The sequence below is a fragment of the Mesorhizobium sp. M7A.F.Ca.MR.148.00.0.0 genome (assembly GCF_003997735.1).
Lineage (GTDB): Bacteria > Pseudomonadota > Alphaproteobacteria > Rhizobiales > Rhizobiaceae > Mesorhizobium.
Map to the genome: position 1 here is coordinate 1 of NZ_RZTB01000013.1, position 11,565 is coordinate 11,565.

The 11,565-nt window shown below is 61.3% G+C and carries 9 protein-coding genes; 6 read left to right on the forward strand and 3 right to left on the reverse strand.

Translation table 11 applies throughout. From position 1 onward, the window contains the following. Positions 1-450 (reverse strand): LytS/YhcK type 5TM receptor domain-containing protein (locus EOB49_RS07320; RefSeq protein ID WP_281060555.1); only part of this gene is annotated, 450 nt, incomplete at its 3' end. A gap of 295 nt (positions 451-745) precedes the next feature. On the opposite strand from EOB49_RS07320, the gene EOB49_RS07325 reads away from it, so the two are divergent. Then, the gene (locus EOB49_RS07325) at positions 746-2,836 is read left to right on the forward strand and encodes an O-antigen ligase family protein (protein WP_127380607.1); all 2,091 of its coding nucleotides are present in this window, start codon (positions 746-748) and stop codon (positions 2,834-2,836) included. A gap of 168 nt (positions 2,837-3,004) precedes the next feature. Beyond that, positions 3,005-3,877, forward strand: coding sequence for a phytanoyl-CoA dioxygenase family protein (locus tag EOB49_RS07330; RefSeq protein ID WP_245463686.1), 873 nt, complete (start codon positions 3,005-3,007; stop codon positions 3,875-3,877). 86 nt (positions 3,878-3,963) lie between these two features. Here the strand turns inward: EOB49_RS07330 and EOB49_RS07335 are convergent, their stop codons facing one another. Next, a complete protein-coding gene (locus tag EOB49_RS07335) occupies positions 3,964-4,863 on the reverse strand; it encodes a LysR family transcriptional regulator (RefSeq protein WP_127290810.1) in 900 nt (299 codons plus the stop codon). A gap of 128 nt (positions 4,864-4,991) precedes the next feature. On the opposite strand from EOB49_RS07335, the gene EOB49_RS07340 reads away from it, so the two are divergent. The 4 genes from EOB49_RS07340 (at position 4,992) to EOB49_RS07355 (ending at position 9,036) form a co-directional block, all read left to right on the forward strand. After that, positions 4,992-6,629 (forward strand): ABC transporter substrate-binding protein, encoded by a 1,638-nt coding sequence (locus EOB49_RS07340; protein ID WP_127380608.1) that lies wholly within the window; start codon positions 4,992-4,994, stop codon positions 6,627-6,629. Between the two features lie 654 nt (positions 6,630-7,283). Next, positions 7,284-8,486, forward strand: a complete 1,203-nt coding sequence (locus EOB49_RS07345) for an alpha-2,8-polysialyltransferase family protein (protein ID WP_245472567.1) — start codon at positions 7,284-7,286, stop codon at positions 8,484-8,486. Further along, complete coding sequence (locus EOB49_RS07350) at positions 8,483-8,671, forward strand: hypothetical protein (protein ID WP_127327107.1); 189 nt, start codon at positions 8,483-8,485, stop codon at positions 8,669-8,671. The genes EOB49_RS07345 and EOB49_RS07350 overlap by 4 nt, the downstream gene beginning before the upstream one ends. Next, positions 8,668-9,036, forward strand: a complete 369-nt coding sequence (locus EOB49_RS07355) for a hypothetical protein (protein ID WP_127327106.1) — start codon at positions 8,668-8,670, stop codon at positions 9,034-9,036. Before EOB49_RS07350 ends, EOB49_RS07355 begins: the two co-directional genes overlap by 4 nt. Before the next feature lie 664 nt (positions 9,037-9,700). On the opposite strand, the gene EOB49_RS37430 is transcribed toward EOB49_RS07355, so the two are convergent. Next, on the reverse strand, positions 9,701-11,565 hold a 1,865-nt coding region (locus EOB49_RS37430; RefSeq protein ID WP_245472573.1), incomplete at its 5' end, for a chromosome segregation SMC family protein.

Consider the following 11,565-nt stretch of genomic DNA (forward strand, 5'->3'; position numbering starts at 1 on the left):
GACCAGGAGCGTGATCAGCCCGGCGAGAGCGACCGTTACGCCCAGACCGAATATGTCGTACATGGTGCGCGATCGGGCCGCGACGATGTGGTGCCACGCAATGCCGACGATTGCGGTGATGAGGATACCCATGACACCAGCACCCGCACCCTGTCCGCCGAGATGGATGCGATAAACAATGGAGCCGAACGTGGCGATGAGCATTGCCGGCCATCCGCCAAAGAACGCGGCAGCAGCAATGAAGGCGGCGCGCAGATCGACGACGAAGCCGGAGACGGACAGGGCCGTCGCCATGGAAATGATCGCGCCCACGCACATGACCACGCCGAGAAGCAGCGACTGCATCCGCCGCGAGAGACGCCCGGTGAAATCCGCCACAAGGTCCCAGGCGACCACGAGGATGGAGACCAGGGCAAGGTTGGCGAGGAGTGAGTGCCAGATGTCGGTCATGACTTCGGCTCCTTTTTCCCGATAAATACCGACAAAACCTATCCGAGGTCTAAAGAAGCAGCCCGGCCATGCCGTTCTATTCCCTTTTGGGCACATGGGACCCGAGAGTACCTTTGCGATCTTCCATGAAGCCGATCAGCTCATGATTCGACGGTGTCGTAAGCGCAGATGAGCAAGAGGCATCGCGGCAAATCGGGTCAGCATTTGCACATGATCTGTAAAGTGTCGCCTTGAACATCTCCTTCTTTCCATACATAGGTCGACCAGGTGGGTGGCGGCTCAACATGGAACTTCAATGAACCTCCCTATCTTCGCCATCAACCTCGATCGCGAGACCCAGCGCTGGAGCGAATTGCTCGCCAGCGCCGAGGCGGCGGGACTGACCTTGCAGCGCATTGCCGCCGTCGACGGTCGGGGGCTTGCTGAAAAAGACTGGACGGAGATCGATCTTCCAGCCGCGCGCAAGCTGAGCGGGCGCGACATCCTTTCGGGCGAATATGCCTGTTACCGCAGCCATATCCGGGCGCTGGAAACGTTCCTGGCCGGTGGCAGCGCCCATGGCCTGATTGTCGAGGACGACGTCCTCTTCAGCGAAAACACCATGCGGCGCATCGAGGCCATCATCGCGGCGGTGCCGGATTTCGACGTCATCAAGCTGACCAACCATCGCATGAGCTTCTTCATGCGCGCGGTCGAAACGGCGGAAGGCGACGAGATCGGTCGTGCGCTGCATGGCCCGCAAGGCTCGGCCGCCGCCTATCTGGTGACGCGAGAGGGCGCGCAGGGTCTGTTGTCGGCGCTCGCCGTAATGAAAATGCCATGGGACGTCGCGCTCGAGCGCTTTTGGGATACCGGCCTGAAAGTCTATTCGGTCCGCCAAAACGTGCTTGGCTTCGCCGCCAGCAGTGGGATTTCGGGCATAGCCGGTCCCTCGGGAAGCTACAAATCCGCAAGACTGGGCGGGCCGAGCCGGCTACGTGCCGGGGTGTTACGGGCCAGCGACGAACTGCGCCGCCTGCATCACGTCCTGCTGCCGCCCCCTGTGCCGCGAAATGCCCTGGATGATGCCAAGGACAACGCGCCGCGCCACACCTTGCTTCTGTTGCTTGCGGCACTCGCCATTCTCGCTTTGGTCTCCGCGGTGTGGCGCGAGGCCGACACCTACCGCTATGCGGGCCTGGCGCTGGCCCTGGTCGCGGTCATCCGCTGGTTCAGAGTGGATTTGTGGACCTACAGCAAACCGCTGATCGGTTGGGTCGGCTTTCTGTGTCTGGGCTGGTCGCTCTATGTCTTCATCCGACTGGCGATCGTCTATTTCGGCACCCACCAGTTGGGTGGCGCCGAAGGCATTTACATGTTTCCGCTGTTCTACGCGACGACAGGCTTCGCGTTTCTGCTGTTTGTCAGGCAGCCCGCACGGCTCGTGCTCTGGTTCATGATCCTCAGTCTCGTCTTCCTGGCGGCGGACACCTTCTATTCGGACATGTTTCAAGGCATCCAACCGGCCCCGTGGCTTTTCAACAATCCCATCCACGCGTCGGTGGCGGCCGGTTTCATCTTCCTCTGCACGCTGCAATTCATGGCCTACTCGGCCCAGAGAACGGATCTCGGGAAAGCAACCAAGAACCTGCATTGGGCCCTGTCGACAGCCGTCCTGCTGCTTGCCCTCGTCAATATCATCGAGATGCGCTCAAAGGGAGTGTGGCTTGCGCTTGCGCTCGCTCTGCTCTTGTTGGCGGTGATGACCCTGGCGAGAGGCCATCGCCGCGAACTGTTGGTTTCGGGTGGCGTGCTGGTGATCGTGGCGGCCGGCATTGTCGCAGCACACAACATCTTCTCGTCCACCGCCGACGATACCATGACGTTCATCAAAACCTTGGTTCCGGATGTGTTCAGGCATGGGTTCCTCCCCGCCTTCGACCGCGCCATCGCGAGCGACGCGGTTCCGCTTGCAGCCAAGGAGAGGCTGATGCTGTGGGCGGATGCGATCAACATCTGGAAGCGCCACCCGATCTTCGGGGCCAGTTCCAGCTGGCTGACCGAATGGCAGAACAGAACCTATCATCCCATGATCTTCAACGTCTTCCACAATGGTTATCTGGAGATTGCCGTGCGTTATGGGGTGGTCGGACTGGCGTTCTTTGCCTTTCTCTACACCTGGTCGGCCAGGCAGGTTCTGCTGGCCATGCGAGCCAAGCTTGTCGCTCCGGCCGCATGGTCCTGCTACATCTCCACACTGGTCTTCTTCGCCCTAACCATCCTTACCAATTCCAACAACCGGCTGGCCATGGGCGAGGCCTTCATGTGGTTTGCCGCGGCGTTCGGCTTCTATTGTTTTTATGTTCGCCAGCAGAAGAACCTTGTCGCGCCGCGAACCTATTTTTAGGGCCTGCCGGCGCAGCACATATCTGACCAGCCGATTGCGACCAATCCACCTTTGACGCCCCGCTCAATTTCCCGATAATCGGGAAAGTCGATGCCAAAATCCATGGCTTATCGCCGGCAACCCCTTCGTTACGATCGACACGGATCACAGACAGGGGTTGTCACGGACATGCTGACGGACAGGCAGGCACGCGAGGCGGTGGAGCAGTACCGCGAGGAAGGATACGCGGTCGTTCGACAATTCGTCGACGGCGACGAGATGATCCGGCTGAAGAAGGAAACCGATGCGGTCTATGCCGAAGGCCTCAAGCATCACGCCACCTTCCGGCACGGCAACCTGAATTTCCAGATCCTGCCTGAATCGGACTTTGGCCAACGCTATGTGCTGCAGGCTTACTGGTTTTCCTGGATCAATTCCTATTTCGAAGAATTCCGCCGCAATCCCGACTATCTGAAGCTGCTCGAGAGCCTGATCGGCCGTGACATAAGGCAGATCGCCCAACAGCTGCACTGGAAGCCGCCCGGCGCCAATGTCACGGGTTATCGCTTCCACCAGGATTTGCGCTTCCGTAACCAGGCCGCCTTCGACAATGTCGCCGACGCCACCGTGACAACAGGCCTCGCGGTCGATCGGGCGACGCTGGACAATGGCTGCCTTCAGGTCGTGCCCGGCAGCCACAAGCTCGGCTATCTCGGCCTGTCGGACGAGGGAACCGGCGAGCTGATGAAGGGCCTGACCGCCGAAGAAGAGTTGCGCAAGGTCGGCATCGACCCGGCGACCATCGTTCCGCTGGTGCTGGAGCCGGGCGACCTTGCTTTATGGGGGCTGCTTACCGTGCACGGCTCCTCGCCCAACAAATCGCGGCACGACCGGGCCTTTGCGTTGTCCAGCTATGTGCGGGCCGATACGACGCAACGTGGCGAATGGGCGTTCAGGGACGGTGTTTCGGTGCCGCTCGGCAAGACGCCGGCACTGTGCAAATACGAAAAGCTCTTCGAGGAGCCGGGACCGATGTACGACACCACCGCCTGGTGGAAATGACGCTGCCGCGTCGGGCGACGGGGGCAGAGGGGGCCTGGCGTTCGCGCCAGGCCCCTGACGGCGTTGGCCGGCAATCGGGCAGCATTTCAGGCGGTGAAGTCGGCCGACAGTTCGCGGATCAGGAAATCGACGAACGCGCGCACCTTGGCCGCAATATAGGTGCGGTGCGGATAGAGCGCGTAGATCGGGCTGGAGCCGGGGCGAAACTCATCGAGCTGCACTTCCAGCCGGCCGTCCCTGATCGCGGCGTCGACCAGCAGGCTGGGCAGGTTGCCGATGCCGAAACCGGCGGTGGTCATCTGGTAGGCGGCTTCGACGCTGTTGGTCGAGATGCGCCCCCCGACAGCCGCATCGAAAGGGCCGTCGGGTCCGATGAAAGGCCATGTGCCAAGGCGCTTGGCGAAATTGCTCAGCACGCAGGAATGGCTTGCCAGCTCATCCGGGTGGACCGGACGGCCGTTTGCATCCCAATAATCGGGCGTGGCGCAGACATAATTGCGGACTTCACCAAGCCGGCGGGCAATCAGGGCGGAATCCGCCTGACCGCCGAAGCGGATGGCCACATCGTAGCCTTCCTCGACAATGCCGACGACATAACGCGCGGTGAGGTCGAACTCGATCGTGGTGAGCGGGTTTTCTTCGAGGAATTTCGGCACCAGCTTGGTTATGCGCGTGTGGCCCAGAACATTGGAGCAGGAAACCCGGATCAGGCCGCGCGTCTCCTTGTGCAGGCCGCGCGTCGAATCCTGCAGTTCGGATATGTCGTCGAGCAGGCTGCGCGCACGCGGAGCATAGTCGCGGCCCGCCTCGGTGAGGCTGAGACGCCTTGTGGTGCGATTGATGAGCCGGACGCCAAGGTCGTCTTCCAGTTCCTTGATGGTACGGCTGACGGCCGTCGTCGACATGTTGAGATCGCGCGCCGCCGCCGACAGGCTGCCCAGCAGGCAAACCCGATCGAACACCCGCATCGCCGTCAGAAGATTCATCTTGCCTTCCCCTCGCCGTCGCGGCCCCGCCGCCATCGGCTGCGTCCTGTAGAAAACAGCGCCCAGCAACGACGCGGCAAGGGCATTCCACCGAATTTGGGCGTAAAATCAACAATGGGAGAACCGATATGACATCCAGACCTCTTCATCCCGCGATCGGCACATTTGCGAAAGGCGCGAAGAGCGGCGCGCTTGGTCGCCGCGAGTTCCTGGCGCTGGCCAGCGCCTTCGGCGCCAGCACGGCAATTGCCTATGGGCTCATCGGTCAGCCGGTCCCGGCGCGAGCCGAGGAAGCCGTCCAACCCAGGAAGGGCGGCGTGGTGCGTGTTGCCATGCAGGTGATGGAGTTGGAAGACCCGCGCAAGTTCAAGGTTTCGCAGATGGGCAACATCGCCATGCAGTTTCTCGAACCGCTGGTGCGCTGGAAGCCGGATTTCACCTTCGAGCCGGTGCTGCTGCAGAGCTGGGAGATCAATGCGGACGCGACGGAATATGTGCTCAAGGTGCGTCCGGGCGTGAAATGGTCGAACGGCGACGATTTCACCGCCACGGATGTTGCCTTCAACATCACGCGCTGGTGCGAGAAGGATGCCGCCGGCAACTCGATGGCCGGGCGCATGACCGCGCTGATCGATCCCGACACCAAGGTGGCGCGCACTGGCGCCATCGAGGTTCGCGACGGCCACACCGTGGTCCTGAAACTGTCTCAGCCCGACATCACCATCATCCCAGCGATGACCGACTATCCGGCATTGATCGTCCACCACGCCTTCAATCCGAAGGCGGCGCCACTGTCGGCCAACCCCGTTTGCACGGGCCCGTTCGAACTTAAAAGACTCGATGTCGGCGTTGCTGCCTCGGTGCGCAAGCGGCCGGACGGGTCGTGGTGGGGCGGCGAGGTGTTCCTCGACGGCATCGACTGGACCGACTACGGCACCGACTCGGCCGCCACCGTCTCCGCATTCGAATCCGGTGAGATCGACCTGAATGGGCAGACGCAGTCCTATGACGTCGCCATGCTCGACAGGCTGGGCCTGAAGAAAAGCGAGATCGTCACTGCCGCCACCCTGGTCTCGCGCTGCAACGTCAACGCCAAACCCTATGACGACAAGCGCGTGCGCAACGCCATACAGCTTGCGGTCGACAACGAAGCGGTGCTGCAACTGGGCGCCGACGGCATGGGTATCGTCGCGCAGAACGATCATGTCGGACCGATGCATCCCGAACACGCCGACTTGCCGCCGATCAAACGTGATCCGGTCCGGGCCAGGGCATTGCTCCAGGAAGCCGGCCAGCTCGATTTCGAATTTGATCTGATCTCGGTCGAAGCCGATTACCGCAAGGAAAGCTCCGATGCCGTCGCCCAGCAGATGCGCGACGCGGGCTTCAAGGTGAAACGCACCGTCATCCCGGAATCGGCATTCTGGAACGACTGGACGAAGTATCCCTTCGCGACCACCAATTGGAACGCCCGACCGCTCGGCATCCAGACCTATGCGCTTGCCTACCAGACCGGTTCGGCATGGAACGAGACAGGGTTCGCCGATCCCGACTTCGATGCCAAGGTCCACAAGGCCAACGCCATCGCCGATCCGGAGCAGCGCCGTGCGGTGATGAAGGAACTGCAGGTCATGCTGCAGGATTCCGGCATCATCGTTCAGCCCTACTGGCGAAAGCTGTTCTGCCATATGAAACCTGCCTTGATGGGCTACCAGATGCATCAAGCCTATGAGCAGGATTTCACCCGGGCCTGGCTCGCGGCCTGATCGCGGGCAACCCTCCGACAGGCGGCGCATTTTCCGGCGCCGCCCATCGCCTGCTCACCGGGAAAATTGCGCCGAAGCGTCGGCATCAAGGGCGTTCGAGGAGCAGTGCGGGCTTCGCATCGGGCATGATGCGCAGGTGCGGCCACACGCGCCATACCTTGGCAGGTCGGCCGGAATCCCGGGCCGCCGCACCGGACCGGCTGGCACATCAAGCGTGTGAAACATTCTGGTTTCCGCCTCTGTCATCATCAAGCTCCGGTTCATGGCTGGAGCTTACTTTTGAAAGATGGAAGTGAAACCCGCTTTCCCGGGCAACGACCTTCCCGAAAACCGGGAGAATTCGCGCTCTTGGTGCCGACAGGAACCGAAGCGGCAAGATCGAGCCGCATGAGCGGTCTGCCGCCGCCTGATGTTTAGAGATCTCAGGTCTCTGCCGCTCAATCGAACTGAATTCGCCTGCTTATTGCGCGGAACTCCAGCCTGTCTCGGACGTTGGACGCCAATATCTACAAGATATTTTCCGGTCGACGACAGGCAGTATTATGAAGCTGGCGAAACGCCCCGAGCCACACACGGTCTTCGGACATGAAGCAATTTTGCGGTTGAGATCGCGGAACATGCGGCGTTATTTCCATCCTATCTGGAGACCTTAAATTGCCAGTTCGAATATGCTGCGTCTTCGGCAGCTGGCAACTGCTCAGCCTGGTTGCCTCTCTTCGCCAGTCAACAATGGATAGAAGCTTCCCGGCGGGTGAGGAGCATGAGGATTACCTTCTGCTCTATGAAACGGCCGGCGTTTCCGAGCATTTCAAGACCGGTCTTGCTGAACTTGCGTCTACAGTATGGACCTGGAAACGGATCATATGGGCATACGACCTTCTGACGTCCGAGCGTAAATATGGGCAACTGCAAATTTTCCGGATCCATCGTCTGATCCGAGACACAATTGGCATCGACGCGAGTTCCGCGGTTGAAATCTGGGCCTGCTTCGTTAACCGGCCATCGGAAAAAATACTGCTGGACTCATACCCAGAAGCCGAGATCGTTTTGTATGAGGATGGCTTGACGTCATACCTTCCATTCGAAATATCAACCATGTCACGGCCGCCAGGCACCAGGTTTAGACGGCGCATCACCGGAGCCTTGATTGCAGGACTCTCTACAATTTCACCGGCGTTCCGACTGAGGAAAGCGGCCGACAAGATAGAAAGACACCATCTGAGACGGGTGACAAAGTTTTATTCTTTGCTCCACGAAATCCCCATTCACGATGCTCTGGAGAACGTACCAAGATTCCAGGTCGGCGCTTCGCTGATGCGCGACGTAATAGATGAAGCCTGCAGGGATGCGCTTTCCGGCGGCAATGAACATTGCCGTGCGTCAGCCAACCCACGGATCCTGCTGCTCGGCCAGGCATTGTCGCGAAACGGCATAATGTCGTACGCGCACGAGGCGGCGATCTATAGACGCATTGCGGAGCAGATCGTTGAGAGAGGATACGACGTCGTCTGGAAGGAACATCCCAGAATAAGCACGCCCTTCTTCCCCGAATTGCTGGATACCATCGGCAATGTGACAGCCGACGCCAGCACCAGGATCATGGAGGCGAACCTTCCGCACATATACCCGATAGAGCTTGTCGTATCCCGGATGAACATTGTTGGGTGCGTCTCGGGCACGTCAGCTGCCCTTCTCTACCTGAAGTGGCTTTACGGCATCAAAACATACACATTTGCGGAAACCTTGATCCCCCTGATGACTGGCGCGGATATTCTAATGAGCGAAATGATGAAAGCCCATGCGGAGCCCTTTTCAGCACTCCACTCTTTGAACGAGACGCAGACGGGGATCCGTTGAACGGCGGCAACGCCGCGCTACGTCTCGGCGCATCAAGACCAGGCGGAACAGACCTGGCTCAAAAGGCTCGAGCAAAAATTGCGGCTTGGAAAGACAACGCCGTCGATCTGAGTTTCAGCCTGAACCGCCAATACCGAGCCGGTTTCGACCTTCGCGGCGGGCAGGCACAGATTGGAGCAGAATGAGACTTCATCCAGCCGCCGAACGGATTGCTTTTTTCAGCACGCTTGTCGCTGTTCTTGTCCTTGCACTGGTGCCTATACCCGGACTCGAGGAGTATGGGATCGATATCGGTTTCCATTACGACAAGCTGAATCACGCCAGCGCCTTTGCCGTCATGACTTTCCTTGGAGGGCTCGGCTGGCCTGATCGCAAGGTCAGGCTGATCGTCTTCCTTGCAGTTGTTGGAGCGGCGATCGAGGTCCTCCAGGGCACGGCGGTGATAGCGCGCGATCTGGATGTGTACGACTGGGTTGCCGATTGCGTCGGCATCGCGTGTGGCCTCGTGGCCGTGATCTGTGTGAACTGGAACTTGCGGCGCAGAGGTTGAGCCGGTTCTCAAGCCTTATGTGCACGGCGCCGATAGCCACAGGAGTTCGCCCCCGGCTCCATTGACTCGGCCAAATCGGATTGCAACGATCCGATCCGAGAGTGGGCGGTTTTTTCTACCTTGGCCGGACAGATGAAGCTTCGGGCGCGGCACCCAGGAAGCGCGCCATCAGTATTGAGGGACGATGACGATCAAGATCAGGCTTCCGGGTGGCGTGTTGAAGGTCAAGCAACGTCATGAGTTGCGGCGACGGGAGCACAAGGGCGAAGTCCCGGTCTGGCAGTTTGGCAAATATTTCGTCATCTGGTGGCCCAGTACAATTCCCGACCGACCCTCCAAGAGCTCGAATACTAATGAGGAGCTTGAAATGAACCTTCCGTCGACTGGAGAGAAAGCACGTAAGCTCTATGCATCATGGCTTTGCGAATCAGATTGCCGGGGGGCACACTGAAGGTGAAGACCTACCGCGAACTGCGTGATCGCGAGCGGGATCGCAGGGTGCCTGTGCTGAAACTGGGATCGCTCTATTTCGTCTGGTCCTCGGCCAAGCATCATTCGCACAGGCACAGTCCGCGGCCCTGACATTTTCTGCCGGGCGAAAACCGCTTGCACACTTTTCCTGAATTGCTCCGGAGCGGCCCCTTCGCAGGCAGCGCAATCTGGATCAGCTTGCCTCGCGCATCGCCTCGGCCGCCTGCAGGTCCACCGACACCAGTTGGCTGACGCCCTGCTCGGCCATGGTCACGCCGAACAGCCGGTTCATGCGCGCCATGGTGATGGGATTGTGTGTGATGATGACGAAACGCGTCTCGGTGGTGGCCGCCATCTCGTCCATGAGATTGCAGAAGCGCTCGACATTGTGATCGTCGAGCGGCGCGTCGACTTCGTCGAGCACGCAGATCGGCGCCGGGTTGGTCAGGAACACCGCGAAGATCAGCGACATCGCCGTCAACGCCTGCTCGCCGCCGGACAGCAGCGTCATGGTCTGCGGCTTCTTGCCGGGCGGGCGGGCAAGAATTTCGAGGCCAGCCTCGAGCGGATCGTCGGATTCGATCAGCTGCAATTCCGCCGTGCCGCCGCCGAACAGATGCGAGAACAGCCGCTGGAAATGGCCGTTGACGACCTCGAAGGCGGCCAGCAACCGCTCGCGGCCTTCGCGGTTGAGGCTCTGGATCGCCTGCCTGAGCTTGCGGATCGCCTCGATGATGTCCTCGCGCTCGGAGACGATCGCCTCCAGCCGGTCGGATAGCTCCTTCTGCTCCTCCTCGGCGCGCAGATTGACGGCGCCGAGCCGTTCGCGCTCGATCTTCAGCCTGTCGAGTTGACGCTCGATCTCGGCCATCTCAGGCATCGGGCTGTCGGCCTCCAGACCGGTGTGGCGGATGACCAGATGCGGCGGCGAGTTCAGCGTTTCCTGGATGCGCGCCTCGACCTCCAGCCGGCGCTCGTCGGCCGCGGTCAGCCGCTCTTCGGCGCGAACGCGGGTCTCGCGCGCCTCGGCCAGGAACTGGATGGCGCCGGTGGCGGCCTTGTCCAGTTCGGATTGCCGGTTCTCCGCTTCCTGCAGACGGTCGGCTGCCGCCTTGCGCAAGCTCTCGGCCTCGGTGAGCTGCGACAGCAAGGCACGCCGCTTGGCGTCGATTTCATCGGGAGCATCGGCCAACCGCTCGCGTTCGGCCTCGGCCTCGGCTCTGCGTTCGCCGAGCGATGCGATCTGCGTCGAGGCGTTTTCGGCCCGCTCCAGCCAATTGCTGCGCTCGGCGCCAATGGCATCGAGCCGGCGCGCGCGCGCCTCGGCTTCGCGCCGCAGCCCCTCATGCACCGCGCGCGCATCGGCAAGCGCGGCGCGGTCGCGGGCGACATTGGCCGAGGACTGTTCGAGCTGCAATTGCAGATCGCCAAGATCGGGCGCGTCCTGCAGCAGCATTTCCGCCTCGGCGAAGGCGGCCGAAATCTCCTCATGGCTGTCGACGATGCGGGCGCGTGCCTCATCGAGTGCGGCGCGCCGGCTCTGCAATTCGCCGCCGGCCCTTTCGGCCTCGGCCAGCGCATTGCGGGCAGCGTCCAGCCGATGCTGAGCGTCACGACCGGCCTGGCGCGTGTTGCGCTCGGCCTCGCTTGCCAGGCGGAGCGCCTGTTCAGCCTCTCCCAGCGCATCCTCGGCCTGGCGCAGGACGAGCGTCGCTTGTATCGCCTCGGCATCGAGCTCAGCCAGCCGGTTCTTCTGCGCCAGCCGTTGTGCTGCGGCGGTCGGCGCATCGGCGCTTGCGGTAAAGCCATCCCAGCGCCAGAGCGCGCCTTCACGGCTGACCAGCCGCTGGCCGGGAGCAAGCAGCGACTGCAACCGGCGGCCATTGCTGGCCTCGACAATACCGATCTGCGCCAGGCGGCGGGCGAGCTGTGCCGGTGCGTGGACCACGCTGGCCAGGCTTTTGACGCCTTCCGGCAGAGCCGCGTCGCCGGGCTGGATCGCGCTTTCGCCCCAATGCACCGGCGCGCTGCGGTCGAGCGGCACGTCCAGGTCTTCGC